Consider the following 25,044-nt stretch of genomic DNA (forward strand, 5'->3'; position numbering starts at 1 on the left):
CCGGGCCGTTCGATCGTGGACGACGCGGCTAGCGGCCCTTGCGGTCCTGCGCGCGGCGCTCCTGGCGGTTCATGGGCGCCGGCGCCCCGCCATCGGCGTCCGTCCGCTGGCCGAACGCGCCGCGCGCGGCGGGCTGGGCCGGCTGCTGGGGGTGCTGCTGCGCGGCGACGGCACGACGTGCGCGCTGCGTCGCGGCCTGCTGGATCTGGCCGCGCTGGTTGCGCACCTCGACGCCGCCCGAGTCGCTCGGTGCCGAATAGCTGAGCTTGTCCTCCGGCGCGGCGGGCCGCTGCAGGCCCTTCGCCTCGATGCGCGGAGCGGCGCCCTGCTGGGCGACCTCGACCTCGAGGTTGAACAGGAAGCCGATGGTCTCCTCGCGGATCTGGCCCATCATCTGCTGGAACATCGCGTAGCCCTCGCGCTGGTACTCGACCAGCGGGTCGCGCTGCGCCATGGCGCGCAGGCCGATGCCGTCCTTCAGGTAGTCCATCTCGTACAGGTGGTCGCGCCAGCGGCGGTCGATGACCGAGAGCACCACGCGGCGCTCGAGCTCGCGCATCGCCGGGCTGCCCAGCTGCTCCTCGCGGCGCTGGTACGCCAGCTTGGCGTCGGACAGGATCTCGCGACGCACGAAGTCGCGGTTGACCCGGCCCTTCTCGCCGGCCTCGGCCACGACCTCGTCGATCGTGATGCCGATCGGGTAGAGCGTCTTCAGCTCGGCCCACAGTGCGTCGAAGTCCCACTCGTCGGGGTTGGCGTCGGCCGTGTGCTCGTCGAGCACCTCGTCGATGACCTCCTCGAGGAAGGACTGCACGCGGTCGTGCAGGTCGTCGCCCTCGAGGATGTGGCGGCGGTCGGAGTAGATCGCCTCGCGCTGGCGGTTGAGGACGTCGTCGTACTTCAGCACGTTCTTGCGGATCTCGGCGTTGCGCGCCTCGACCTGCGACTGCGCCGAGCGGATGGCGCGCGTGACGACCTTCGACTCGATGGCCACGTCGTCGGGCACGCCGCGCGACATGAGGCTCTCGGCGGCGCCGGCGTTGAACAGGCGCATCAGGTCGTCGGTGAGCGAGAGGTAGAAGCGGCTCTCGCCGGGGTCGCCCTGTCGGCCCGAGCGACCGCGCAGCTGGTTGTCGATGCGCCGGGATTCGTGGCGCTCGGTGCCGAGGACGTACAGTCCGCCCGCGGCGAGGACCTTCCCGGCCTCGCGCTCGACCTCGGCCTTGGTCTGCTCGAACACGGCGTCCCATGCCGCCTCGTACTCCTCGGGCGTGTCGACGGGGCTGAGCCCGCGCTCGTGCATGCGCTGCACGGCCATGAACTCGGCGTTGCCGCCGAGCATGATGTCGGTGCCGCGGCCGGCCATGTTCGTCGCGACCGTCACGGCGCCGAGACGGCCGGCCTGCGCGACGATCGCCGCCTCGCGCGCGTGGTTCTTCGCGTTCAGGACCTCGTGCCGCACGCCCTTCTTGGCGAGGAGGCGGGAGAGGTACTCGCTCTTCTCGACGCTCGTGGTGCCGACGAGGACGGGCTGGCCGTTCTTGTGGCGCTCCACGATGTCCTCCACGACCTGCGCGAACTTCGCCTCCTCGTTCTTGTACACGAGGTCGGGCTGGTCGATGCGGACCATGGGCTTGTTCGTCGGGATCGGCACGACGCCGAGCTTGTAGGTGGACATGAACTCCGCCGCCTCGGTCTCGGCGGTGCCGGTCATGCCCGACAGCTTCTCGTAGAGGCGGAAGTAGTTCTGGAGCGTGACCGTCGCGAGGGTCTGGTTCTCGGCCTTGACCTGGACGCCCTCCTTGGCCTCGATCGCCTGGTGGATGCCCTCGTTGTAGCGGCGCCCGACGAGGATGCGGCCGGTGTGCTCGTCGACGATGAGGACCTCGCCGTTCATGACGACGTAGTCCTTGTCGCGCTTGAACAGCGCGCGGGCCTTGATCGAGTTGTTGAGGAAGGAGATGAGCGGGGTGTTCGCCGACTCGTAGAGGTTGTCGATGCCGAGGTAGTCCTCGACCTTCTCGATGCCGGGCTCGAGCACGCCCACGGTGCGCTTCTTCTCGTCGACCTCGAAGTCCTCGCCGGGCACGAGCCGCTGCGCCAGGCGCGCGAACTCGGTGAACCAGCGGTTGGCCTCGCCCGAGGCGGGTCCCGAGATGATGAGCGGCGTGCGGGCCTCGTCGATGAGGATCGAGTCGACCTCGTCGACGATGGCGAAGTAGTGCCCGCGCTGGACCATGTCGGCCGCCTGCCACGCCATGTTGTCGCGGAGGTAGTCGAAGCCGAACTCGTTGTTCGTGCCGTAGGTGATGTCGGCGGCGTACTGCTCGCGGCGGACGGCGGGGGTCTGGCCGGCCACGATGCAGCCGGTCGTCATGCCGAGGGCCCGGAACACGCGCCCCATGAGCTCGGACTGGTAGCTCGCGAGGAAGTCGTTGACGGTGACGATGTGCACGCCGCGGCTCGTGAGCGCATTGAGGTAGGCGGCCGTCGTCGCGACGAGCGTCTTGCCCTCGCCGGTCTTCATCTCGGCGATGTTGCCGAGGTGGAGCGCTGCGCCGCCCATGAGCTGCACGTCGAAGTGGCGGAGGCCCAGCGTGCGACGGCTCGCCTCGCGGACGGCGGCGAACGCCTCGGGCAGGAGGTCGTCGAGCGACTCGCCGTTGCCGTAGCGCTCTCGGAGCTCGACCGTCTCGTGCTTGAGCTCGTCATCGCTCAGGGCCCGGAAGTCGTCTTCGAGGGCGTTGATCGCGGCGGCGTAGTTCTCGAGCCGCTTGATGGTGCGACCTTCGCCGACGCGGAGGACCTTTTCCAGAATCGAAGCCACGAACTGCTCTCCCGTTGTCGTCAGGCGTGCGACGGCGGGGTGGGGCACCCGCGCACGCCGGAGGATCCGCCTGTGCAGACGGTCATCATAGCCATGCTACTGGGCAGCGGACTGGGCGTCGGCCCGGCCCCCGCACGAGCTGCGGGGACCGGGCCGACGTGTGGACGGATGCCGCTCAGGAACCGGTTCGCGCGAGGTCGGCCCGTCCCGACTCGGCGGTGGCGTCGACGCTGCCGTGCTCGTCGAGGCCGATCAGGCCGTAGTCCCAGCCCTTGCGGCGGTACACGACGCTCGGACGTTGCGTCTCGGCGTCGATGAAGAGGTAGAAGTCGTGTCCGACGAGCTCCATGTGGTACAGGGCGTCGTCGACCGTCATCGGGGTCGCGTTGAAGACCTTGCGCCGGATCACGACGGGCGAGTACGGCGCCTCCTCGGCCGTGGCGTCGCCGGACTCGCGCACGATGGGGATCTCGCCGGTGCGCACGCGTTCGAGCACCTCGACGTCGGCGGCCTGCACGCCGACGTCGGCGAATCCGACCTCGGTGGCCTCGCGCAGCGAGGTCGGGCGGCGGCTGCCGCCACGGTGGACCTTGCGGCGGTCCTTGGCCCGCCGGACGCGCTCGAGCAGTCGGCCGAGCGCGACGTCGAACGCCGCGTACTTGTCGGACCCGTCCGCCTCGGCCCGGACGACGGGCCCCTTGCCGACGAGGGTGAGCTCGACGCGGTCCAGCCCGGAGTTGCCGTTCTTCTCGTTGTGCCTGCTCACCTTGACGTCGAGCGAGATCGCACGGTCCGAGAGATTGGACACCTTCTCGGCCTTCTCAGCCGCGTAGGCGCGGAATCGATCGGTCACTTCCAGGTTGCGTCCGACGATGTTCAGTTCCATGACGACCTCCATCCACCGGCGTGTCACCCGGGTTGGAAGGGTGGTTCGACCACGCCTGTCCTGACACCGTAGCCCGGTCGGTGCCCGATGTCACGGGACGTCCGCCAACTGGCAGGGACCTCTCCGGGATCCGTCGCGGGGTGTGCGCGAGGACCGCCACGGCGTGCACCGTACCGCCCTCCGAGCGGATCGCGCGGACCGCCTCGGCGAGGGTGGATCCCGTGGTCACGACGTCGTCGACGAGCACGAACGCGCGCCCGTCGAGCCGCCCGAGCGGCGCCATGGACCCGGCCGCGTTGGCGCGTCGCGCGTCGCGCCCGAGCTGCGCCTGGTCGACCCGCCCGTCGCGGGCCCGCAGCACGCGCGCCGCACGGAAGCCCGCACGGCCGAGGAGCAGGAGGACCGGATCGTAGCCCCGCTCGCGGCGCGCGGCCCGCGTGGACGGCACGACCGCGATCTCGAGCGGCACCGGGCCCGGTCGTCCGTCCGCGGCGGCGCACGCCGCCGCGAGGGCGGCTCGCAGCGCGGGCGCGAGGGCGGCCGCGGCATCCGTGCGCTGGGCGTCCTTCATCGAGCGGATGACGCTCGCCGCGACGTCCGCGTACTCGAGGCCCGCCCACGCCTCGAGCGGCTCCCCCGCCGCGCCGCCGTCGCGCACGACCCGGACGGGGGCGGGCGCCAGCCGCAGGAGGCAGGCGTCGCACACGGATCGGTCGGGCGCCCCGCAGCCCGCGCACTCGACCGGGAGCACGAGGGCGAGGGCGTCGAGCACGGCGGCGCGGGTCCGGCGGGCGAGGTCGTGCACGGCGTCATCCTGCCGCGCGGCCCGGCGCGCCCGACTGCGGGCGCCCCGGCATGCGCCGGCCACGCCCCGGGTCGGGGCCGGGGAGGACGGGTCGGGACTCAGCCGGACTGCTGCGTGGCGATGAACCGCACGTCGCGGTCCTGGACCTGCCAGCCGACGCCGGCCCGGGTGGCGAGGTCGCCGTCGGACGTGAGCACCCGCAGGTCGCGCTGGCTGTTGGCGCCGTCGAGCTGCACGGCGCCGTCGGGCCCCTCGCTCACGGTGTCCGGGGCACCCACCTCCTGCAGCCCGACCCGCGCGCCGGACGACGACGCCGTGAGCACGCCCACCGAGCCCGAGTCGAGCCAGGCGACGTCGAGCGGCTCGCCCACTGCGCCCGCGAGCTCGAGCACCACCGGGCCGAGCGCGACCGGGAGGCCCTCGTCGTCGCGCTGGACGGAGGCCATGACGACGCGCGTGCGCCCGCCGTCGGCGAGCAGGGCGGCGAGACGGGTGCCGTCGCGGGACAGCTCGATCGCCGCGATGCGGGACGCGCTCCACGGGACCGGGATCTGCTCGGACGCGGTGCCGTCCACCGAGTACCAGGCGAGCGCGTCCGGCGCGTCGGCCGGCACCGACCACACGACGTCGTCGACGTCGAGCGCCGGGACGACGAGCCCGTCGCGCGGGTCGAGGAGCACGGGCTCCTCGTCCACGCGCACCAGCAGCACGCCGTCGGGCGTGCGGACCGCGGCCGCCTCGTCGCCGGGGCCGAGCGCCGCGCCGGTCGGGCCGAGCGCGGCGACCTGCTCGGAGATGCCCGGCACGGGCGTGATCTCGTCGCCGCTCCCGGCGAGGAAGCCGAACGTCTCGCCGTCGTAGACGAGCGGGCGCGGGTCGATCCGCTGCGTGCGCTGGGGCTCGTCGGCGAGTTCGGGCGCCTCGAGCGGCGCGCCGTTCAGGGTCAGCTCGACGGTGCGCACGTTCCGGACGCCCGCGAGGCTCTGCTCGAGCTGGTACTGCATGCGCTGCACGGTCTGCAGGTTGTCGAACGCGGCACCGGCGAGGGACACCTCCGCGACCCCGTCCGTGACGGGGACCGTGGCGGGGTCGAGGGTCACGTCGTCGGGGATCGCCGAGACGACGGCCGGCTGCAACCATTCGGCGGGACCCTCGAGGAGGGCGCGCACGATGCTCGTCTGCGCGGACTCGCGGCCGGCGAACCACCGCACGTCGGGCACCACGAACCGGTACTGCGGATCGAAGAACGCGAGCGTGTAGTCCCGGTAGACGATCTGGAAGGTGGTCTCGTCGACGAGCAGGCCCTCGGGCGCGGCGGAGATCCGCCACTCGCCGTCGACCTGCGCGAACTCGTACTGGAGCTGGACCGGCGCGGTCGAGGCGGACTCGACGTACTGGCCGTTCGACACGAGGCTGCCCGACGGCACGACCTGCACGCGGATGGCGTTCTCGCCGAGCTGGGTGAACGCACGGTCGGCGAGCACGTCGATCGTCGTGCCGGCGTCGGCCGCCCACTCGCCGGCGAAGTCGGGCGTCAGGTACTCGCGGGCCACCTCGTAGTTGCCGCGCGGACTCGCGGCCGCCTCGATGAACCCCTCGAGGATCTGCTGCTGCGTCTCGCCGCCCTGCGGCTGGCGGACGAGGACGTCGAGGTCGACCGGCTCGTCCGCCGGCCGCGCGACGCCGGCGTTGACGCCGCCGCTGGTCGGGATGGAGGCGCAGCCGGCGAGCGCGGCGGCGAGCGCGACCGTCACGAGGGCGGTCGCCCGGCGGGCGAGGTCACGCATCGTGCACCTCCCGGACGGCGGCGGTGTCGCTCGACCGCGTCGCGGGCGCGGCGGGCCCGGTCGCCTCGGGATCGTCGGGCTCGAGCGGCAGCGCGGGCACCACGGGCGCCACGCCGCGGCGGCGCGGGACCGTCAGCCGGAATACGGTGCCCCTCCCCTCCCGCGACCACACCTCGATCATGCCGCCGTGCGCGACCGCGTCCTCGAGGGAGATCGCGAGGCCGAGGCCCGTGCCGCCGATGCTGCGGCGCCGGCTCGGGTCCGCCCGCCAGAACCGGTCGAACACGCGGGCGGCGTCCTCCTCGCTCATTCCCATCCCGTAGTCGCGAACCGCCAGCGAGATGGCGGTCTCGTTGCTGTCGACGGAGACCACGATCGGCCGTCCCTCGCCGTGCTCGATCGCGTTGCCGACCAGGTTGCGCACGATGCGGCGGATGCGACGCGGGTCGACGTCGGCGTCGAGGTGCCCGCCCGGGGCCTCGAGCCGCAGCTCGCTGCCGTGCTCGACGGCGAGCTGGTGCATCGACTCGATCGTCTCGCCCGCGAGGTGCACGAGGTTCGTGGGCTCGGCCTCGAGCTCGACCGAGCCGGCGTCGTAGCGGCTGATCTCGAGCAGGTCGGCGAGGAGGTTCTCGAATCGCTCGGTCTGCGTGCGCAGCAGCTCGACGGTGCGGGCGGTCGCGGGCCGGAAGTCGTCGCGCTGGCCGTCGAGCACGTCGCCCGCGAGCCGGATCGTCGTGAGCGGCGTGCGGAGCTCGTGCGACACGTCGGACACGAACCGCTGCTGCATCACCGAGAGCTCGGCGAGCTCCCGGATGCGGGACTGCAGCGTGTCGGCCATGCCGTTGAAGGAGGCCGCGAGCGTCGCGATCTCGTCCTCGCCCCGCACCGGCAGCCGCACGCCGAGGTCCCCCGCGGCGAGCCGCCGGCTCGTCGCGGCGACCGCCTGGATCGGCTCGATCACCCAGCGCACGACCACGAGCGTGATCGCCGACAGCAGCGCGATGAGGGCCACCGCGCCGACGGCGCCCGTGGCCTGCATGAACGACAGCGTCTGCGCGGCATCCGCGAGGTCGTAGCCGATGTAGAGCTCGTAGAAGCCGGCACCGGGGATCTCGAGCTGCGAGCCGACCATGATGCCGGGCACCGGTTCGCCCCGGCCGTTGACGAGCTCGATCGACTGCCAGTACTGCCCGGTCGGGTTCTCCTGCACGCGCTCCTGCAGTTCGGGCGTGATGCGCCCGCCGAGGTCGGGGCTGAGGAAGTCGGGCGGCGCGATCGGCGCGGGGGACGTGCCGGGCGCGCGGAAGAGCGCGATGGCGTCGCTCCCCGAGACGCCCGTCACGGTCTGGAGCGCGGAGTTCGTGACCGCCTGGACCGACGCGCGGTCCGCAGCGTCCGACGACTCGAGGTAGCGCTGCGCGGCCGCGGTCGCGGTCGCCGTCGAGTCGAGCACGCGTTCCACCTGGTCCTGGAAGAGGTTCGAGGCGACCGTGAACGAGATCGTGAACCCGATCACGAAGATCGCCAGGGTCGACAGGCCGAGCGTGATGAGCACGGTCCGGAACTGCAGCGAGCGCCGCCACAGCGTGCCGATGCGATGCGACTGCGCGCGGACCCAGCCGAGGCTGCGCGCCGCCGGGTTCGCCGTCGCGGTCATCGCGCCCGTCTCAGGTCGTCGCGCCGGCGCGGTAGCCCACGCCGCGCACGGTCATGACGATGCGCGGGTTGTCGGGATCGTGCTCGACCTTGGCGCGCAGCCGCTGCACGTGCACGTTGACGAGCCGCGTGTCGGCCTTGTAGTGGTAGCCCCAGACCTGCTCGAGCAGCATCTCGCGCGTGAAGACCTGCTGCGGCTTCGACGCGAGGGTCAGGAGCAGGTCGAACTCGAGCGGCGTGAGGTTGATGCGCTCGTCGCCGCGACGCACCTCGTGACCGGCCGCGTCGATGACGAGGTCGCCGATCGAGATCGTCTCGACGGTCGACTCGGGCGCCGGGCGGAGGCGCGTGCGGATGCGGGCCACGAGCTCCTTCGGGTTGAAGGGCTTGACCATGTAGTCGTCGGCGCCGGACTCGAGGCCCTTCACGACGTCGGCGGTGTCGCTCTTGGCCGTGAGCATGATGATCGGGGTCCCGGACTCCGCGCGGATGCGCCCGCACACCTCGATGCCGTCGATGCCGGGAAGCATGAGGTCGAGCAGGACCAGGTCGGGCTTCGTCTCGCGGAACGCGGCGACCGCGCCCGCCCCGTCGGCGCAGAACGACGGGTCGAACCCCTCGGTGCGCAGCACGATGCCGATCATCTCGGCGAGGGCCGTGTCGTCGTCGACGACGAGTACGCGTGGCGTCATCCGTTGATCTCCGTCGTTGCCGGCGCACGCCGGCAGGGAACCAGTGGGATCCAGCGTAGTCGCTCGCCGCGCGGGACCGGCCGGGCGGGTGCCTGTGGCAGCATTGGGGCATCCCCGGAGAAGGAGCGCCGCACGTGCCCGACCACGACTGGAAGCCGCCCGCGGGCGGCGCCGACGACGCGACGGATGCCGCGGCCGCCCCGCACGGCCGGCACGAGTCGGCGCAACCGGGACCCTCGACGCCGGTCGCGCCGTCCGGGGCGCCGTCCGGGCCGCCGCCCGTGCCCCCGGTCGCGCCGCCGCTGCCCCCGGCGTACGGCGCCGCCCCCGTCCCAGAGGTGCCCGCGCCGTACGGACCCCCGACGGGATACGGCGCCCCGGTGCCCGGCTCCGGCGCCGCGTCCGGCTGGCAGCCCGGCCCGGCGGGGTGGACGCCGCCGCCGAAGCCCGGCCTGCTCCCCCTGCGGCCGATGTCGTTCGGCACCCTGCTGTGGGCGCCGTTCCGGACCCTGCGGCGCAACCCCGCGCCCGTCTTCGGCACGGGCCTCGTCGTGCAGCTCGTGTCGGCCGTCGCGACGGCGGTCGTGTTCGTCCCCCTCTTCTTCTGGATCTTCTCGCGCGTCGAGACGGCGAGCACGGCCGACCTGGACGCGATCCTGTCCGGCGCGGTCGGCTGGGTGATCCTGCTCTCGCTCGTGCCCATCGCGGTGTCGGTGGTGGCATCGGCGTTCCTGCAGGGCGTGATGGTCATCGAGGTCGCGAGCGGCACCCTCGGCGAGAAGCTCTCGTTCGGGCAGCTGTGGCGCCGTGCGGCGCGGCGCATCGGACCGCTCATCGGCTGGACCCTCCTCGTGGGCGCGGTCGTCCTGGTGGTGCTCGTCGTCGTGTTCGGCGGCGTCGTGGCCGCGGCGTTCATCTCGCCCGAGGCCGCGATCACGGCGGCGGTCCTCGCCTTCGTGGCCGTGCTCGGGCTCATCGTGCTGGGGGCGTGGCTCGGCACCAAGCTCGCGCTCGTGCCGAGCGTCATCGTGCTTGAACGGGCGGGGATCGCGGCGTCGATCCGCCGCTCGTGGGCGCTCACGAACGGGGCCTTCTGGCGCACGTTCGGCGTGATCCTCCTCGTCGGCCTCATCCTCTCGGTCGCCGCGCAGGTGGTCGTGCAGCCGGTCTCGCTCCTCGGCACCGTCCTCGCCATGGTGCTCGACCCGGCCGCGGGCGAGACCTACCTGGCGATCACCGTCGGCACCACGATCGCCACGCTCGTGCTGTCGATCCTGATCGGCGCCATCACCTCGGTCGTGCAGGCGGCGCTCATCGCCGTGATCTACATCGACCTGCGGATGCGCACCGAGGGGCTCGACCTCGAGCTCGAGCGCCATGTCGAGGCCCGCGACGCCGGACACGCCGTCGGCGACCCCTACGCCACCGTGCCCGCGACCCCCGCCGGCACGTCGACGGGCGCCTCCCCGACGTGGTCCTGACCGCGCTGCTGCGGTCGGAGCCGCCGCTGGACCCCGACGCGCCGGAGGCGCGCCGGTGGGTGCTCGACGAGCTCGCGAAGCCCGAGTACCGCGCGGCCGAGCCCACGGCGTTCGACCTCTTCGCCCAGGCGGTGCGCGACTGGATCGCGAGCCTCTTCGAAGGCGCGACCGGCCTGCCGACCCCCGCGCTGGCCCTCATCGCGGTGCTCGTCGTCGCCGTCCTCGTCGCGGTCGCGCTCCTGGTGTCCGGACTCCCCCGCCTCCGGCGCCGCGCGGGCGCGTCCGTGCCGCTGTTCGACGACGGCGACCTGCGCGACGCGGCCGCCCTGCGCCGCGCGGCCCAGGCCGCCGCGTCCGCCGGCGACTGGACCCTCGCCGTCGAGGAGCGCTTCCGCGCCATCGTGCGCTCGCTCGTCGAGCGCGAGCTCGTGCGCGTGCATCCCGGCACCACGGCGCACGGCATGGCGGATGCCGCGTCGCGGCCCTTCCCGGAGCGTGCCGCCGAGCTCGAGGCCGCCGCCGCGGACTTCGACGCGGTCCGCTACCTCGGCCGTCCGGGGACCGAGGCCCAGTACCGCCGCGTGACCTCGCTCGAGGCCGAGCTCACGGCGTCGCGGCCCGCCGGCCGGGGCGACGAGCTCGTCGCACCGCTGGTCGGGGGCGACGCGTGACCGCCCCCGCCGCGGCGGGCTCGGCCGTCGCACCGGACACCGCCGATCGCGCCCTCACGCCCGGGCTGCGGGAGCTGGCGCGCCGGCGCCGGCCCTGGATCGCGATCGCCGCGGCGCTCCTGCTCGGCGCGCTCGTGCTCGCGTACGTCCAGGGCGTCGCGCGACCGGCCGGCACGCCGATGGGCGCCGACAACGCCGCTCCAGGCGGGGCGCGCGCGCTCGCGCAGGTCCTCGCCGCCCGGGGCGTCGAGGTCGTCGAGGTGCGCACGCTCGACGGTGCCGTGGAGGCCGCCCGCGGCGGCGCGACCGTGCTCCTCCACGACGACCTCGGCCTGCTCGACCGCGAGCGCCTCGCCGAGCTCGCCGTCGCCGCGGACCGGATGGTCGTCGCGCGCCCGGACTTCGCCGCACTCGAGGTCCTCGCCCCGGGCGTCCGCCTGGCGGGCGCGGCCGACGGTGCGGTCGACGACGTCGCGTGCGACCTCCCCGCCGCCGGACGCGCCGGCGAGCTGTCCGACGGGCAGGGACTCCTGACCGTCGACGACGGCGCCGCGGCATCCGGGTTCACCGGCTGCTTCGCCGACGGCGAGGCGTTCGCCGTCGTGACGGGCACCTCGCCCGACGGCGCCGAGGTCGCGCTCGTCGGCTCGACCGCGCCCTTCGTCAACGAGCGCATCGACGAGTCGGGCAACGCGGCGCTCGCGATCGGGCTCCTCGGCGCATCCGACGAGGTCGCCTGGTACCTCCCGGGGCCCGCCGACTCGGATGCCGCGGCCGCGCCCACCCTCGGCGAGCTGATGCCCGGCTGGGTCAGCCCGGTGCTCGTGCTCGCGCTGCTCGTCGTCGTCGCGGCGGGCGTGCAGCGGGGCCGCCGGTTCGGCCCCCTCGTCGTCGAGGACCTCCCGGTGCAGGTCCCCGCGGGCGAGACCGGCGAGGGGCGGGCGCGCCTCTACGCGCGCTCGTCCGCACGCGTCCGCGCCCTCGACCAGCTCCGCATCGGCACGATCCGCCGCCTGCAGGACCTGCTGCGGCTCCCGCGTTCGGCGCACGTCGACCTCGTGGTGACGGGCGCCGCCGACGCGGCCGGCCGCGACGCGGCATCCGTCCGCCGGGTGCTCGTCGACGAGGCGCCCGACGGCGACCGCGCGCTGGTCGCCCTCGCGCGCGAGCTCGACGACCTCGAGCGCCACGTCCGCGGCGCGCTCCGCCCCGACCCCACCGACGCTCCCGAACCGACAGGAAGGCGACCATGACCGACCCGCTCCACGACGACGCGCACCTGCGCGCGGCCCTCGACCGCGTGCGCACCGAGGTGGGCAAGGCCGTCGTCGGCCAGGACGGCGCCGTGACCGGCCTCATCATCGCCCTGCTCGCCGACGGGCACGTGCTGCTCGAGGGCGTGCCCGGCGTCGCGAAGACGCTGCTCGTGCGCACCCTGAGCCGGACGCTCCACCTCGAGACGCGTCGCGTGCAGTTCACCCCCGACCTCATGCCCGGCGACATCACGGGGTCGCTCGCGTACGACCCGCGCTCCGGCGAGTTCGCGTTCCGGGAGGGCCCGGTGTTCACCAACCTGCTGCTCGCCGACGAGATCAACCGGACGCCGCCGAAGACGCAGTCGGCGCTGCTCGAGGCGATGGAGGAGCGTCAGGTCTCGGTCGACGGCGTCACCCGGCCGCTGCCGGTGCCGTTCCTCGTCGCGGCGACGCAGAATCCCATCGAGTACGAGGGCACGTACGCCCTGCCCGAGGCCCAGCTCGACCGGTTCCTGATGAAGCTCGTCCTCGACGTGCCCGAGCGCGACGCCGAGGTGTCCGTGCTCCGCCGTCACGCCGACGGGTTCGACCCGCACGACCTCGCCGCCGCCGGCGTCGACGCGGTGCTCGGGCCGGCCGAGCTCACCGCGGCGCGTGCGGCGGCCGGTCGCGTGGGCGTCGGCGACGACGTGCTCGCGTACGTCGTCGACCTCGCCCGGGCGACCCGGCGCAGCCCGTCGATGCGCCTCGGCGTGAGCCCGCGCGCGGCCACCGGGCTGCTCGCCGCGGCGAAGGCCTGGGCGTGGCTCACGGGCTTCGAGAAGGTGACGCCCGACCACGTGCAGGCGATGCTGCTGCCCGTGTGGCGCCACCGCGTGCAGCTCCGGCCCGAGGCGGAGCTCGAGGGCGTCGCCGTGGACCAGGTGCTCCGCGGCATCGTGCAGCAGGTGCAGGTGCCGCTGTAGCGATGACCGTCACCGGCCGCTTCACGTTCCTCGTCGCCCTCGGCGTCGTGCCCGTCGTGCTGCTCGGCGCCGAGACGGGCGCGGCGTGGGCGACGCTGGCGGGATGGCTCGTCCTCGCCGTCGGGCTGGGCGTCGTCGACCTGTCGCTCGCCGCGTCGCCGCGACGCGTCGCGATCGCCCGCGACCTTCCCGACCGGCTGCGGCTCGGCGAGACGGCCGAGTCCGTGGTCGTCGTGCGCAACCTCGGCCGGCGGATGCTGCGCGCCACCGTGCGCGACGGCTGGCCCCCGTCGGCCGGCGTGCGGGGCCGCAATCGGGCGGGCGTGGACGTGCCGCCGGGCGAGGGCCGCCGCGTCGTGCAGCAGCTGACCCCGACGCGGCGCGGCGACCGACGCACCGAGGCCGTCACGATCCGCTCGCACGGCCCGATGCGGCTCTGGGCTCGGCAGGTCACGCTCGCGGCTCCGGGCCGCCTGCGCGTGCTCCCGCCGTTCCACTCGCGCGCGCACCTGCCGTCGCGGCTCACCCGGCTGCGCGAGCTCGAGGGGCGCACGCCGCTGCTCATCCGCGGCCAGGGGACCGAGTTCGACTCGCTGCGCGAGTACGTCCGCGGCGACGACGTGCGCTCCATCGACTGGCGTGCGACGGCGCGACGCTCCGATCCCGAGCAGCCCGGGTCGATGCGGCTCATGGTGCGCACGTGGCGCCCCGAGCGCGACCGCCGGATCGTGATCGTCGCCGACACGTCGCGGACCGCCGCGGCCCGGATCGCGGACGAGCCGCGGCTCGACACCGCGTTCGAGGCCTCGCTGCTGCTCGCGGCGCTCGCGACGCACGCGGGCGACCGCGTGGACTTCCTCGCCTGGGACCGGCGACTGCGCGGTCGCGTGCACGGCGCGAGCGGACCGGAGCTCCTCGCACGCCTGGTGGACGCCATGGCGGGCATCGACGCGGAGCTGATCGAGGCCGACTGGGCCGGCCTGCCCGCCCAGGTGCGACGCGTCACGAGCCGGCGCGCGCTCGTGGTGCTCCTCACCGCGGCCGACTCGCCGGGGAGCTCGCGGGACCTGCTCGCCACGCTGCCGCAGCTCACCGCACGCCACCGGGTCGTGGTGGCATCCGTCGTCGATCCCGGACTCGCGGCCGCGGTCGGTCGCCGCGACGAGCTCGCCGACGTGTACGGGGCGGCAGCGGCGGAGCGGACACGGCTCGACGCGAGCCGGGTCTCCGCCGCGATCTCGCGTCTCGGCGCCTCGAGCGTGAGCGCGTCGCCGCACGAGCTGCCGCCCGCACTCGCCGACCACTACCTCGCCCTCAAGGCCGCCGGGCAGCTCTGAGCGCGGTCCCGTCGCTCAGCCGGCGACGGCGCGGCGGGCGCCCGCGTCGAACGCCGACAGGTCGCCGGTCTCGCCCGCGCGTGCCGCGCGCCGGCCGAGCACGAGCATCCAGGCGAGCAGCCACGCCAGCGCGAGCGCCCCGATGCCGATCTTGACGGGCCACGGCCAGGGCGCGGGCGTCACGAAGCCCTCGACCAGCCCGGCGACGAACAGGAAGAACACGAGCCCCACCGCGATCGTGAACAGCGCTCGCGCGTCCTCGGCGAGCGCTTGCCCGCGGGTCCGCGCCCCGGGGGCGACCCAGGACCAGAAGATCCGGAGGCCCGCGGCCGCGGCGACGAACACGCACGTGAGTTCGAGCAGGCCGTGCGGCGCGATGTAGAGGAAGAACGTGTCGGCCTCGTCGTACGCGAACATGACGGCGGCCGTGACGCCGAGGTTCTGCGCGTTCTGCAGCATCACCCAGGGCACCCACACGCCCGTGATGCCGAAGGCGACGCACTGCGCGGCGATCCAGGCGTTGTTGGTCCAGACCGCGCCGGCGAACGACGCGGCCGGGTTCTCGGAGTAGTAGGCGACGAAGCCCTCCTCGGCGATCTGCCGCAGCTCCTCGTCGGTGCCGAGCGTCGCGAGCGCACGCGGATCGGACAGCGCCCAGGCCGCGTAGAGCGCCGCCACCGCCGCCGTGGCGACGGCGACGGCGAGCGTGAGCCAGCGGACCCGGTACAGCGCGGCGGGCAGGTGCACGAACGCGAACCGCGACAGCTGCCGCAGCGGGTTCTCGGGCGCGCCGGTGAACCGCAGCCGCGCGCGCGCCAGCGAGATCGACAGCCGGTCGCCGAGTGCGGTAGACCCGGCGGTCGCCTGCACGAGCGACAGGTCGGATGCCGCGGCCTGGTAGCGCTCGATGAGCTCGTCGGCGGCCTCGCCGTCGAGCCGGCCGGCACGGGTGAGCGCATCGAGCCGCTGCCAGTCGTCGTGGCGGGCTGAGGCGAGCGCGTCGAGGTCCATCTGCTTGAATACTAGCCATGCCCGAGCCCGCCGCCCCCGCCCGGCCGGCGGTCCGCATCGCCGACGGATCGGTCCTCACCGGCGAGGCCGTCGCGCTCGACGTGCGCCCGGCGAGCGCCGTGATGCGCGCGGGCGGCGCGGCCATCGACGTGCTCGTCACGGTCGCCTTCGGCCTCGGCGCGCTGCTCGCGATCGTGAACCTCGAGCTCGACGAGGCCGCGGCGCGTGCGGTGGGCGTGGGCGTCATCGTGACGCTGCTGGTGGTGCTGCCGACGGCCGTCGAGACCGCCTCGCGCGGGCGCTCGCTCGGCAAGCTCGCGCTGGGCATCCGCGTCGTGCGCGACGACGGCGGCGCGATCGGCTTCCGTCATGCCCTCATCCGCGCGCTCGTGGGCGTCCTCGAGATCTGGCTCACCTTCGGCGGCCTCGCGGTGCTCGTCGGGTTCCTCAATCCCGATTCGAAGCGGCTCGGCGACATCCTCGCGGGCACGCACGGACAGGTCGAGCGGGTGCCGCGCTACGAGCCCCTCGTGTTCGGCGTGCCCGCTCCCCTCGCCGGATGGGCCGCGACGGCCGACGTCGGCCGGCTTCCCGATCCGGTGGCGCGACGGGTCGCCGCGTTCCTCCGGAACGCGCCGCACCTGGCGCCGGCGAGCCGTGGGCGCGTGGCGCACGCGCTGGCCGCCGAGGTCGCGCCCCACGTCTCCCCCGTGCCCGCGGTCGAGCCCGAGCTCTTCCTCGCGGGCGTGGCCGCGCTCCGTCGCGAGCGCGACCTCACTGCGCTCGCGCTCGCGCAACGGCGCATCGACGCGCTCGGCCCCCTGCTCGAGTCGCGCCCGGTCGGCTTCCCCGAGCGCTAGCCGGAGCGCCGCCGCCCCGATCGTCGGGGCCGCGCCGGTGCACGGATGCCGCGTCGCGCGGCGGGCGCCCGCGGCATCCGGTGCGCTCGCTCAGTAGCGGTAGTGGTCGACCTTGTACGGGCCCTCGACGGGCACCCCGATGTACGCGGCCTGCTCGGGCGTGAGGACCGTGAGCTCGACGCCGAGCGCGTCGAGGTGCAGCCGCGCCACCTTCTCGTCGAGGTGCTTGGGCAGCACGTACACGCCGACCGGGTAGTCGTCGGGCCGGGTCCAGAGCTCGATCTGGGCCAGCACCTGGTTGGCGAACGAGTTCGACATCACGAACGACGGGTGCCCGGTCGCGTTGCCGAGGTTCATGAGCCGTCCCTCGGAGAGCACGAGCACGCTCCGGCCGTTCGGCAGCCGCCATTCGTGCACCTGCGGCTTGATCTCGACCTTCTCCGCGCCCTCGAGCGACTCGAGCGCGGCCATGTCGATCTCGTTGTCGAAGTGGCCGACGTTCGCGACGATCGCGAGGTGCTTGAGCGCGAGGAGGTGCTCGAGGCGCACGACGTCCTTGTTGCCCGTGCCGGTGACGAGGATGTCGACCTGGTCGATCACCGTCTCGAGCCGCGCCACCTGGTAGCCGTCCATCGCCGCCTGCAGGGCGTTGATCGGGTCGATCTCCGAGACGACGACGCGCGCGCCCTGCCCGCGCAGCGCCTCGGCGGCGCCCTTGCCCACGTCGCCGTAGCCGGCGACGAACGCGACCTTGCCCCCGATGAGCGCGTCGGTCGCGCGGTTGAGCCCGTCGGGCAGCGAGTGCCGGATGCCGTACTTGTTGTCGAACTTGGACTTCGTGACCGAGTCGTTGACGTTGATCGCCGGGAAGAGCAGCTCACCCGCGGCGTGGAGCTCGTAGAGGCGGTGGACGCCCGTGGTCGTCTCCTCGGTGACGCCGCGGAGCTCGGCGGCGATGCGCGTCCAGCGGTCGGGGGTCGCCTCGAGCGAGCGGCGCAGCGTGTCGAGCACGACGCGGTACTCGGCGCTCGCGTCATCCGCCGCCGCAGGCACCGAGCCGGCCGCCTCGAACTCGCGTCCGCGGTGCACGAGCAGCGTGGCGTCGCCGCCGTCGTCGAGGATCATGTTGGGGCCGATCCAGTCGGCGCCCGCGACCCCGGCCTCGGCCGACCAGTCGAAGATGCGGTCGGTGCACCACCAGTACTCCTCGAGCGACTCGCCCTTCCAGGCGAAGACGGGCACGCCCTTCGGGTCGTCGGCGGTGCCGTCGGGGCCGACGACGATCGCGGCGGCCGCCTCGTCCTGCGTCGAGAAGATGTTGCAGCTCGCCCAGCGCACCTGCGCGCCGAGGGCCGTGAGCGTCTCGATGAGCACGGCGGTCTGCACGGTCATGTGCAGGCTCCCGGCGATGCGCGCGCCCGCGAGCGGCTGCGACGGCCCGAACTCCTCGCGCAGCGCCATGAGCCCGGGCATCTCGTTCTCGGCGAGGCGCAGCTGGTGGCGGCCCGACTCGGCGAGCGAGAGGTCGGCGACCTTGAACGGCAGGGCGGATGTCGCGGTGGAGGTGGCGAGCGTCATGCGTCCATTCTCGCAGCACGCCCGCGGGGCGGCATCCGCCCGCCCGGGTCCGCCGGACGAAGGTCAGGCGCGGATGAGCGAGAGCACCTCGTCGCGGACGGCCGACATCGTCGCCGCGTCCTCGCCCTCGACGTTGAGCCGCAGGAGCGGCTCGGTGTTCGAGGGCCGGACGTTGAACCACCAGAACGGCTCGTCCTCGGCGGTGACGCCCGTGACCGTGAGGCCGTCGAGCTCGTCGAAGTCGGCGCGCCCCGTGAACGCCTCGACGATGCGCGCGTACGCCGCGGGGACGTCATCGACGGTCGAGTTGACCTCGCCCGAGAGCGCGTACGGCGTGAAGCGCGCGGCGAACGCGGACAGCGGGCCGGAGTGCCCGCCGTACTCGGCGAGCAGGTGCATCGCGGCGAGCATGCCGTTGTCGGCGCCCCAGAAGTCGCGGAAGTAGTAGTGCGCCGAGTGCTCGCCGCCGAAGACCGCGCCGGTGTCGGCCATGCGGTCCTTGATGAGCGAGTGCCCGACGCGCGTGCGGACGGCGATGCCCCCGGCCGCCTCGATCGCCTCGGGCACGAACCGCGAGGTGATGAGGTTGTGGATCACGGTGGGCTGCTCCTCGCCGAGCGCCCGCACGCGCGCGATCTCGCGGAGCGCGACGATCGCCGCGACGGCCGAGGGGTCGACGGCCTCGCCGCGCTCGTCGACGACGAAGCAGCGGTCGGCGTCGCCGTCGAACGCGAGTCCGAGGTCGGCGCCGTGCTCGACGACCGCGCGCTGCAGGTCGACGAGGTTGGCCGGATCGAGCGGGTTCGCCTCGTGGTTCGGGAAGGTGCCGTCGAGCTCGAAGTAGAGCGGCACGACGTCGAGCGGCAGCGGCGGCAGTCCCGCGGCCCCGCCCAGGACGGCCGGGACCGTGAGCCCGCCCATGCCGTTGCCGGCATCGACGACGACCTTGAGCGGCCGGACGCCGGAGAGGTCGACGAGCGAGCGCAGGTGCGCGGCGTAGTCGGCGAGCACGTCGGCCTCGCGGACGGTCCCGGGTCGCGCCACCGGGGGGACGGCGCCGGCGTCGAGGTAGTCGCCGGCGCGGTCGCGGATGGCGGCGAGGCCGGTCTCGAGCGAGATGCCCTGCGCCCCCGCACGCGAGAACTTGACACCGTTGTACGCGGCCGGGTTGTGGCTCGCCGTGAACATCGCGGCCGGCGCGTCGAGCGATCCGGACGCGAAGTAGGTCTCGTCCGTCGAGCAGAGCCCGATCGCGACGACGTCGGCCCCGCGCGCGGTCGCGCCGCGCGCGAAGGCCGCCGCGAACGACGGCGACGAGTCGCGCATGTCGTGCCCGACGACGATGCGCCCGCCGTCGGCGCCGACCTCGTCGACGAAGGCCGCGCCGAGCGCCTCGACCACGTCGTCGGTCATCGAATCGCCGACGATCCCGCGCACGTCGTAGGCCTTCACGCTCGCGTTCAGGCGCGCTCGAGCGCCCGAGGATACGGGGGGATTCATGCGGTGAACCCTACCTCACCGAGGGTCACGTGCCGAATGATCTGCCAGCCCCTGGGCGCCGACGTGCGCTCGGCGTGGCGCGCGCAGAGGTCGTACGAGTGGGGCTCGCGCGTGAAGGCGAGCGGGCCGAGCACGGCCATCGAGTCGGCGTAGTCGTAGGTGAGCGTCGCGACCGCCTCGGCGGCGCATGCGGTGCGCGAACAACGTCTCATGGCCACCCCAGCGTAGCGACCGGCGGCGCCGCTACAGTGGATCCCATGCCCCGTTCCCGCCGTGTCGCCTCGGCCGCCTCGGCGCGCCGGCTCTCACGCGATCGGCACGGCCGCGGCATGCGCTCGGCGGTCACCGGGCCCCACCTCGAGCCGCTGCGCACGCGCATCGAGGAGTTCGACGTCACGGTCGCCTCGACCGCGGCCTACCTGCGCGGGCTCTGGCCCGACCTCGAGGGCGTCGTCTTCCAGGTCGCCGACGCCCCCGCCGAGGCGATCCACGACGACCACGTCGATCGGTGGCGCGTCCACCACGACGAGCGCCGCATCGTCTTCTTCCGGCTGCCGATCGTCCGGTTCCTCCGCATCCAGGAGGGCGAGGAGAAGGACGAGAAGCTCCTCGTCGAGAGCTGCGTCTTCCGCGCCGTCGCCGACTTCCTCGGCCGCGACCCGTGGGAGCTCGCGCCCGGGCGCTACCGGCACCTCTGAACGGGGCGCGCGCCGCTCATCCGGGGTAGACGCGGACGGGCGCGTCGAGCGGGCCGGGCGGGGCGACGGGCATGGCGGCGATGGCCTGCGGCTCGCCGAAGGTCAGGCCGGCGTGCAGCCCCTGCACGTCCTCGAGCACGACTCGCTCCCCCGGCTGCAGGTCGACGGATGCCGCGGCGCCGCCCTCGAGCGTCAGCTCGCGCTCGTCGGTCCCGGCGACGACCGTCGCCGTCGTCGCCTCCTCTCCGGGATTCGCGAGGTGCAGCACCGGCCCGGGCGCCTGCGGGACCGCGACGGCCGCTCGCTCGAGCAGCGGCCCGGTCGCGGGATGCCACGCGAGGTCGGCCTGGGTCGCCTCGTCGCCGGTCCCGAGCACCGTCGCGCGTGCCGCGGCGACGACGGGCGCGTCCGCCTCGACGACGAGGGTGTGGCGGCCCGCGGTCAGGGCGCCGAGCGGCACGTCGCTGACCTGGCCGTCGACCAGGGTCACGTCCACGCGCCCCGTCTCCGACCCGTCCTCGCCGAGCACTCGCACGACCGCGGCGACCTCGCCGCCGCCGGGCGCGTAGAGCCGGACCGCCGGGTGGTCGTCGCCCTCGGCATGGTCCTCCTGCGGGTCGACGCCGCGACCGTCGGCGACCGTGAACCCCGGGATGACCTGACGGTCGGCCGGGAGGGCGGTCGGGGTCGACAGCTCGACGCCCGCGGCATCGAGGCCGAGGACGACCGAGTGCTGGAGCGCCGCGGCGACGGGCGCGCCCGTGCTCGTGACGTGGACCACGGTCGAGCGCACGTTCGGCGCCAGGCCCGCGAGCGACACGACGCGCTGCGTGCCCGGCGGGACGACGATGCCGAGCGCCCCGGGTGCGTCGATCGGCCCCGTCTCGCCGAACACCCGCACGTCGACGTTCGAGGCGACGAGGCCCGGGTTCGCGAGCAGCACGAGCCCGGACCGGCCCACGTCGGTCGCACCCGCCACGAGCCAGGACTCGGCGGCGGGTTCCGCGCACGCGGCGGCGGCGAGGCCGGACACCGACTCCGCCGCGGCCTGCTGCGCCTGCGCGCCGGCCAGCATGCCCCCCTCGACGCTGCCGGGCTCCGCGGAGATGGCCAGCGGACCGCCGTCGGCGCCCGCTCCCGCGTTGTCCGGCGCCTCGATGGGCGCCTGCTCGACCACGGCGTCGGCGGGGTCGGCGGCGATCGCGACGGCCGCCGTGCCGAAGGACGACGCGGCCGTGGCATCCGACGCATCGCCGGCGAGCTCGAGCAGCGGACCCGGGCACACCCGCAGCTGGCTGCTCTCGGCCGGCTGCACGAGCGCGGAGGGAGGCTCGACCGCGAGCGTCGGCAGGGCCAGCTGCGTGGCGCCGAACACGGCCGCGGCGGCCGCGCCGGCGACGGCGAGGACGGCGGCCGCGCGGCCGGTCCCCCGCAGGAGCGCCTTACGATTCACGCGCATCGGCCGCGTCCTCCTTCGTCGCCTCGGACTGGGTCTTCGCCTTCGTCGCCTTCGCCTCGGGCCTGCCCTTCGTGTCCGCCTTCGTCTTCGCCTTCGCCTTCGACCTGCCCTTCGCCTTCGCCGTGGGCTGGTCCTCCGCCTCGGACGTCCCGGACGTGTCCGGCGTGCCCGCCTCGGTCGTCACCGTCGTGTCCGGGGTCTCCGCCGCGTCCGCACGGTCGGTCGTCCGCGTCGCCTCCGTCGCCTCCGCGTCGTCCCGCGACTCCGACGGGCCTGGGGGCACCACGGGCCCGCGGGTGGCGCGCGCCCAGGGCAGCCGCCTCCGCACGGGCGTCGCGCGCGGGCGGCGCGGCGGCCTGCGTCGCTGCGGCGGGCGCCGGTCCGGCTCCCGTCCGCCGCCGGTCGGGATCGACAGCAGGAGCGCCGAGCCGAGCACGACGAGCTGGCCGGCGACGATCCACGCGGCGTACCCGGGCGGCTCGGGGATCCGGGCGCCCGCCGAGTCCGGGCGGGCGTCCGTGAAGCGCCACAGGGCGCCGAAGTCGGTCTCGCCGAGGGGAAGCACCTGCGGGTTGGCGTCCATCGCGACGCGGGCGCGCTGCTCGACCGCGGCGGCCGCGGCGTCGTCCCCGGCGGGTGCGAGGAGCACGAACGTGAGCCCGAGCCGCTCGACGTCCTCGCCGGCGTCGTACCCGCTCCGCGAGGCGAGGTTCCCGGCGAGGGACGCGACCGCCTCCGTCGTGGGCGTGAGCTCCTCCCGCGTCGCCGCGAGCGTCGACTGCACGTCGAGCGTGGCGCCGCTCCCGCGTTCGACGCTCGAGCGGATGCCGCCGTCGGCCGTCGGCTCGAGGCGGAGCGTGCCCACGCGCGGGTCGGTCGCGGCCTCGGCCACCACGAACGCGGGCAACGTCCGCTCGGGTGCCGGACCCACCGCGGTGCGCCCGAGGGCGAGCGCGACGAGCGTGGGCGCGACGGCCGCCACCGCCAGGATCCCGACGAGTGCGGCGACGGGCGCCGCGCCGCGCGGGAGGGCGTCGAGGGCGAGGACCACCGCGGCGACGAGCCCGAACCACATGAGGCTGAGCGCCGCACCCGTCCAGAGCACGACCGGGCGCTCGCCGGCGGCGGCCACCGCGACGTGCGACGTCGCCACCGCGGTCGCGTAGCCGAGCGCCGCGAGCGCGAGGGCGAGGAGGCCGCCCCGGTAGCGCCGGGAGGCGACCACGGCGGCGGCGGCGATCGCGAGGGGCGCGAGCAGTGCGGCGAGGACGAGCGGGGCGGGGACCGCGGCGACGACGAGGCCGCCGAACGCGTCCTCCCATCGACCCCAGGTGCCCGACGCCTGCCCGAATGCCGCCTGCACCTCCGACGGCGGCGTCGACGGCTGCGGCACGCCGGGGTCGGCGAGCAGGCCGAGCGGAGTCCCACGGGTGACCTGGTCGACGACGAGCGGCAGGAACACCGCGAGGGCGGGGATGGGGATGCCCGCGAGGCGGACCGCCGCCCGGCCGCTCAGCGCCAGCGAGACGATCCACGCGAGCAGGAGCGCCGGGGCGAGGCTCGGCGCGCACGCGATGACGACGGCGAAGACGAGGGATGCGGCGGCGGCGGCCGCCCACGACGTCGCGGCCGCGAACATGAGCACCGCGAGACAGGGCAGCAGGAGGTGCACGATCACCGCGCCCGGTCGCCCGGCGGCGAGCGAGTCGAGCAGCGGCGGTGCGGCCGCCCAGAGGGCGCCGCCGAGCACGCGGAGCGAGGTGCGCTCGGTGAGCCGGGCCACGGCGAACCAGCCGCCGACGCTCGAGAGCGGGATCGCGACCAGCCACAACGCGAGGAGTGCCCAGGAGGGGTCCCAGAACGCGGCGCTGCCGAGCAGCGCGAGGACGCCGGCGAAGGGATCCGCCGCGCCGGTGAATCCGCCGTCGACGTCGCGCCATCCGTATGCGGCGTTGCGCCACAGCGTCGTGAGGTCGTCGGAGAGCGGCAGCAGGGTGCCGCCGGCGATGCCGCCGGCGGCGAGCAGCGGTGCGAACAGCACGCCGGATGCCACGAGCGCGCCGAGCAGCACCCAACCGCCGCCGGTCGCGAGGAACTGCACGTCCTCGACGCGGCCGCGTGCCCGCTGCCGTCGGGCCTCCGCGGCCTGCTGGCGGCGCAGACGCACCTCGTCACGACGGATGCGGAGCGGCGCGACCGATCTCCAGCCCGTCGACCGGGTCGCCGCCAGGCGACGCCGCGCCTGGGCCACGCGCGCCGGACGCGCCATGACGCCCACCGCAGCGCGGAACTCGCCGGGGATCGCGCCCGGGGTTTTCACGAGCAGGTGGCGGAGCGATCGTCCGACGGCGACCGGCAGCAGCGCCAGCCAGTGCAGCGGCACGAGGACCGCGGGCGCCCAGGCGAGCCGTCGGTGCAGTCGGGCGGCCCGCGCCTCGCGCGCGCGACGGCGCGCGGCGCGGCCGCCGGCCTCCGAACCAGGCCCGGCGACGCCGTCGTCGGCGAAGCGGAGGCGGGCCGCAGGCACGGCCACGACGCGATGGCCGGCGAGCCGGGCCCGGGCGCCGAGGTCGAGTCCGTCGTCGACCGTGGGCAGCGCGGGGTCGAAGCCGTCGAGGCTCCGCCAGACCTCCTGCCGGACGAGCATGCCCGCCGGGTCCCCGCCGAGCACGTCCGAGAGGTCGTCGTGCTGGCCCTGGTCGAGCTCGTCCTCGACGATCGCGAGGCTGCGGCCGCTTCGCGTCACCGAGCGCCCGAAGCGCAGGATGCGGCCCGGCTCGTCCCAGACGACGAGCTTGGGCACGGCCACTGCGGCGGTTCGCGCCGTCGAGAGTGCTCCGGCGAGCGCCTCGAGCGCACCCGGCTCGGGAGCCGCGTCCTCGGAGAGCAGCCAGAGTGCGTCGTCGCCGGTGCGCGGCGGCTCGAGCGTGGTCTCGACCGTGCGGACGGCGTCGCCGAACGGCAGCGGCGACTCGAGCTGCACGACCCGGGCGGGATGGGCGGCCTCGACGAGGGCGCGAGTCGCCTCGTCGCTGCGCATGAGGACCACGGCGAGCCCGTCGACGGGCCGGCGCTGGGCGCGGATGGCGTCGAGCGTGGCGCGGAGGCGGTCGCCGCCGTGCTGCACGACGAGGACGGCGGTGACTCTGGGGAACATCGGGGCAAGCCTAGGCGGCGTCCCCCGCGGCATCCGTCACCGATCTCGGGCGCGCCATGATTCGGCTCGCCCGAGACCCGCGATCAGCCGGCCTGCCTGCGCAGCTTGCGGCGCTCGCGCTCGGAGAGCCCGCCCCAGATGCCGAAGCGCTCGTCGTTGCCGAGCGCGTACTCCAGGCACTCGGAGCGCACCTCGCAGCCCGAGCAGATCTTCTTCGCGTCGCGCGTGGAGCCGCCCTTCTCGGGGAAGAACGCCTCCGGATCCGTCTGCGCGCACAGGGCGTCGGTCTGCCACGCCAATTGGTTGTCGTCGTCGTCTGCGACCCCGCGAACCCCTGGAACGCCGAGCCGCACGGGGTCGACGAACCAATCCTCAGGTACCCCAGAACGATATTCAGGCTTGCCCATATCGTCTC

At 74.6% G+C, this 25,044-nt stretch carries 20 protein-coding genes; 7 read left to right on the top strand and 13 right to left on the bottom strand.

Annotation, left to right across the window (positions count from 1 at the left end; all coding sequences use genetic code 11):
• Positions 1–28 precede the first annotated feature (28 nt).
• The 6 genes from secA to mtrA all read right to left on the bottom strand — a co-directional run bounded on the left by secA (position 29) and on the right by mtrA (position 8,656).
• Positions 29–2,827: a preprotein translocase subunit SecA gene (gene secA, locus WBQ80_RS05005; protein ID WP_336572902.1), complete on the bottom strand. Its 2,799-nt coding sequence runs from the start codon at positions 2,825–2,827 to the stop codon at positions 29–31.
• A 175-nt stretch (positions 2,828–3,002) separates the two neighbouring features.
• On the bottom strand, positions 3,003–3,713 hold the full coding sequence (hpf, locus tag WBQ80_RS05010; RefSeq protein WP_336572901.1) for a ribosome hibernation-promoting factor, HPF/YfiA family: 711 nt from the start codon (positions 3,711–3,713) through the stop codon (positions 3,003–3,005).
• Positions 3,649–4,518, bottom strand: coding sequence for a ComF family protein (locus WBQ80_RS05015; RefSeq protein ID WP_336572900.1), 870 nt, complete (start codon positions 4,516–4,518; stop codon positions 3,649–3,651). The genes hpf and WBQ80_RS05015 overlap by 65 nt, the downstream gene beginning before the upstream one ends.
• A 98-nt stretch (positions 4,519–4,616) precedes the next feature.
• Positions 4,617–6,305, bottom strand: a complete 1,689-nt coding sequence (locus tag WBQ80_RS05020; RefSeq protein WP_336572899.1) for an LpqB family beta-propeller domain-containing protein — start codon at positions 6,303–6,305, stop codon at positions 4,617–4,619.
• On the bottom strand, positions 6,298–7,965 hold the full coding sequence (mtrB, locus tag WBQ80_RS05025; protein WP_336572898.1) for an MtrAB system histidine kinase MtrB: 1,668 nt from the start codon (positions 7,963–7,965) through the stop codon (positions 6,298–6,300). The genes WBQ80_RS05020 and mtrB overlap by 8 nt, the downstream gene beginning before the upstream one ends.
• A gap of 10 nt (positions 7,966–7,975) precedes the next feature.
• Entirely contained in the window at positions 7,976–8,656 is a 681-nt protein-coding gene (gene mtrA, locus WBQ80_RS05030; RefSeq protein ID WP_336572897.1) for an MtrAB system response regulator MtrA, read from the bottom strand.
• A 134-nt stretch (positions 8,657–8,790) separates the two neighbouring features.
• Between mtrA and WBQ80_RS05035 the strand changes: the two genes are divergently transcribed.
• Genes WBQ80_RS05035 through WBQ80_RS05055 form a run of 5 tightly spaced genes read left to right on the top strand, consistent with a single transcriptional unit; the run spans position 8,791 to position 14,366 of the window.
• Positions 8,791–10,137, top strand: coding sequence for a hypothetical protein (locus tag WBQ80_RS05035; protein ID WP_336572896.1), 1,347 nt, complete (start codon positions 8,791–8,793; stop codon positions 10,135–10,137).
• A complete protein-coding gene (locus WBQ80_RS05040) occupies positions 10,128–10,808 on the top strand; it encodes a DUF4129 domain-containing protein (RefSeq protein WP_336572895.1) in 681 nt (226 codons plus the stop codon). Before WBQ80_RS05035 ends, WBQ80_RS05040 begins: the two co-directional genes overlap by 10 nt.
• Positions 10,805–12,061, top strand: coding sequence for a DUF4350 domain-containing protein (locus tag WBQ80_RS05045; protein ID WP_336572894.1), 1,257 nt, complete (start codon positions 10,805–10,807; stop codon positions 12,059–12,061). The genes WBQ80_RS05040 and WBQ80_RS05045 overlap by 4 nt, the downstream gene beginning before the upstream one ends.
• Positions 12,058–13,029, top strand: a complete 972-nt coding sequence (locus WBQ80_RS05050) for an AAA family ATPase (protein WP_336572893.1) — start codon at positions 12,058–12,060, stop codon at positions 13,027–13,029. The genes WBQ80_RS05045 and WBQ80_RS05050 overlap by 4 nt, the downstream gene beginning before the upstream one ends.
• A 2-nt stretch (positions 13,030–13,031) precedes the next feature.
• A complete protein-coding gene (locus WBQ80_RS05055) occupies positions 13,032–14,366 on the top strand; it encodes a DUF58 domain-containing protein (RefSeq protein WP_336572892.1) in 1,335 nt (444 codons plus the stop codon).
• 15 nt (positions 14,367–14,381) lie between these two features.
• Here WBQ80_RS05055 and WBQ80_RS05060 read toward each other — a convergent pair whose 3' ends face one another.
• Positions 14,382–15,377 (bottom strand): stage II sporulation protein M, encoded by a 996-nt coding sequence (locus WBQ80_RS05060; RefSeq protein ID WP_336572891.1) that lies wholly within the window; start codon positions 15,375–15,377, stop codon positions 14,382–14,384.
• A gap of 17 nt (positions 15,378–15,394) precedes the next feature.
• Here WBQ80_RS05060 and WBQ80_RS05065 point away from each other — a divergent pair, with 17 nt between their 5' ends.
• The gene (locus WBQ80_RS05065; protein WP_336572890.1) at positions 15,395–16,237 is read left to right on the top strand and encodes an RDD family protein; all 843 of its coding nucleotides are present in this window, start codon (positions 15,395–15,397) and stop codon (positions 16,235–16,237) included.
• Positions 16,238–16,327: 90 nt separating this feature from the next.
• On the opposite strand, the gene ahcY is transcribed toward WBQ80_RS05065, so the two are convergent.
• From ahcY to WBQ80_RS05080, 3 genes are all read right to left on the bottom strand, one after another.
• Positions 16,328–17,815 carry an adenosylhomocysteinase gene (ahcY, locus tag WBQ80_RS05070; protein ID WP_336572889.1) on the bottom strand — a complete coding sequence of 496 codons (1,488 nt, stop codon included), beginning with the start codon at positions 17,813–17,815 and terminating at the stop codon, positions 16,328–16,330.
• 63 nt (positions 17,816–17,878) lie between these two features.
• Positions 17,879–19,315: a phosphomannomutase/phosphoglucomutase gene (locus WBQ80_RS05075; protein WP_337282476.1), complete on the bottom strand. Its 1,437-nt coding sequence runs from the start codon at positions 19,313–19,315 to the stop codon at positions 17,879–17,881.
• The gene (locus WBQ80_RS05080; protein WP_067946745.1) at positions 19,312–19,527 is read right to left on the bottom strand and encodes a DUF3499 family protein; all 216 of its coding nucleotides are present in this window, start codon (positions 19,525–19,527) and stop codon (positions 19,312–19,314) included. The genes WBQ80_RS05075 and WBQ80_RS05080 overlap by 4 nt, the downstream gene beginning before the upstream one ends.
• A 45-nt stretch (positions 19,528–19,572) precedes the next feature.
• Here WBQ80_RS05080 and WBQ80_RS05085 point away from each other — a divergent pair, with 45 nt between their 5' ends.
• Positions 19,573–20,013: a hypothetical protein gene (locus tag WBQ80_RS05085; RefSeq protein ID WP_336572887.1), complete on the top strand. Its 441-nt coding sequence runs from the start codon at positions 19,573–19,575 to the stop codon at positions 20,011–20,013.
• A 16-nt stretch (positions 20,014–20,029) separates the two neighbouring features.
• On the opposite strand, the gene WBQ80_RS05090 is transcribed toward WBQ80_RS05085, so the two are convergent.
• The 3 genes from WBQ80_RS05090 to WBQ80_RS05100 all read right to left on the bottom strand — a co-directional run bounded on the left by WBQ80_RS05090 (position 20,030) and on the right by WBQ80_RS05100 (position 25,036).
• On the bottom strand, positions 20,030–21,472 hold the full coding sequence (locus tag WBQ80_RS05090) for a DUF5719 family protein (protein WP_336572886.1): 1,443 nt from the start codon (positions 21,470–21,472) through the stop codon (positions 20,030–20,032).
• Positions 21,456–24,629: a glycosyltransferase gene (locus tag WBQ80_RS05095; RefSeq protein WP_336572885.1), complete on the bottom strand. Its 3,174-nt coding sequence runs from the start codon at positions 24,627–24,629 to the stop codon at positions 21,456–21,458. The genes WBQ80_RS05090 and WBQ80_RS05095 overlap by 17 nt, the downstream gene beginning before the upstream one ends.
• A gap of 83 nt (positions 24,630–24,712) precedes the next feature.
• Positions 24,713–25,036, bottom strand: a complete 324-nt coding sequence (locus WBQ80_RS05100) for a WhiB family transcriptional regulator (protein ID WP_336572884.1) — start codon at positions 25,034–25,036, stop codon at positions 24,713–24,715.
• Positions 25,037–25,044 lie beyond the last annotated feature (8 nt).

Source organism: Agromyces sp. CCNWLW213, from assembly GCF_037199545.1.
In the GTDB taxonomy this organism is placed as follows: domain Bacteria; phylum Actinomycetota; class Actinomycetes; order Actinomycetales; family Microbacteriaceae; genus Agromyces.

What these genes read in the sequence shown, in the direction of transcription:
- hpf (WP_336572901.1), bottom strand. Translation starts at nt 3,713, where the DNA reads ATGGAACTGAACATCGTCGGACGCAACCTGGAAGTGACCGATCGATTC.
- WBQ80_RS05020 (WP_336572899.1), bottom strand. Translation starts at nt 6,305, where the DNA reads ATGCGTGACCTCGCCCGCCGGGCGACCGCCCTCGTGACGGTCGCGCTC.
- mtrB (WP_336572898.1), bottom strand. Translation starts at nt 7,965, where the DNA reads ATGACCGCGACGGCGAACCCGGCGGCGCGCAGCCTCGGCTGGGTCCGC.
- mtrA (WP_336572897.1), bottom strand. Translation starts at nt 8,656, where the DNA reads ATGACGCCACGCGTACTCGTCGTCGACGACGACACGGCCCTCGCCGAG.
- WBQ80_RS05050 (WP_336572893.1), top strand. Translation starts at nt 12,058, where the DNA reads ATGACCGACCCGCTCCACGACGACGCGCACCTGCGCGCGGCCCTCGAC.
- WBQ80_RS05055 (WP_336572892.1), top strand. Translation starts at nt 13,032, where the DNA reads ATGACCGTCACCGGCCGCTTCACGTTCCTCGTCGCCCTCGGCGTCGTG.
- WBQ80_RS05060 (WP_336572891.1), bottom strand. Translation starts at nt 15,377, where the DNA reads ATGGACCTCGACGCGCTCGCCTCAGCCCGCCACGACGACTGGCAGCGG.
- WBQ80_RS05065 (WP_336572890.1), top strand. Translation starts at nt 15,395, where the DNA reads ATGCCCGAGCCCGCCGCCCCCGCCCGGCCGGCGGTCCGCATCGCCGAC.
- ahcY (WP_336572889.1), bottom strand. Translation starts at nt 17,815, where the DNA reads ATGACGCTCGCCACCTCCACCGCGACATCCGCCCTGCCGTTCAAGGTC.
- WBQ80_RS05075 (WP_337282476.1), bottom strand. Translation starts at nt 19,315, where the DNA reads ATGAATCCCCCCGTATCCTCGGGCGCTCGAGCGCGCCTGAACGCGAGC.
- WBQ80_RS05080 (WP_067946745.1), bottom strand. Translation starts at nt 19,527, where the DNA reads ATGAGACGTTGTTCGCGCACCGCATGCGCCGCCGAGGCGGTCGCGACG.
- WBQ80_RS05085 (WP_336572887.1), top strand. Translation starts at nt 19,573, where the DNA reads ATGCCCCGTTCCCGCCGTGTCGCCTCGGCCGCCTCGGCGCGCCGGCTC.
- WBQ80_RS05090 (WP_336572886.1), bottom strand. Translation starts at nt 21,472, where the DNA reads ATGCGCGTGAATCGTAAGGCGCTCCTGCGGGGGACCGGCCGCGCGGCC.
- WBQ80_RS05095 (WP_336572885.1), bottom strand. Translation starts at nt 24,629, where the DNA reads ATGTTCCCCAGAGTCACCGCCGTCCTCGTCGTGCAGCACGGCGGCGAC.
- WBQ80_RS05100 (WP_336572884.1), bottom strand. Translation starts at nt 25,036, where the DNA reads ATGGGCAAGCCTGAATATCGTTCTGGGGTACCTGAGGATTGGTTCGTC.